Source organism: Pseudoalteromonas luteoviolacea H33-S (assembly GCF_001625695.1).
GTDB classification, from domain to species: Bacteria; Pseudomonadota; Gammaproteobacteria; order Enterobacterales; family Alteromonadaceae; genus Pseudoalteromonas; species Pseudoalteromonas luteoviolacea_B.
Window position 1 is genome coordinate 1 of the sequence record NZ_AUXY01000028.1, and the last position, 237, is coordinate 237.

Annotated in this window: 1 pseudogene; it reads left to right on the top strand. The window is 38.0% G+C overall.

Going from position 1 to position 237, the window contains the following annotated elements:
* Positions 1 to 15: 15 nt before the first annotated feature.
* Positions 16 to 237: pseudogene (locus N477_RS01700) on the top strand (IS110 family transposase); the annotation flags it as partial.

The following is a 237-nucleotide window of genomic DNA, read 5'->3' on the forward strand; positions in this document are numbered from 1 at the left end:
ATAGCAGAGGCTAGCATGACTAAACATAACATACTTTTCATTGGCTTAGATACTCATAAAGAATTCATTGAGGTTGCCTACATTGAAGATAATCGCGGCGCACACCCCATTCATTTCGGTCGTATTTCTTCTGCTAAAGTAGCTATAAAAAGGCTCATCAGGCAATTTGAATCTAAATACCCTAATGCAACTATACATTTCGTTTATGAAGCTGGCCCTTGTGGTTACTGGATTTAT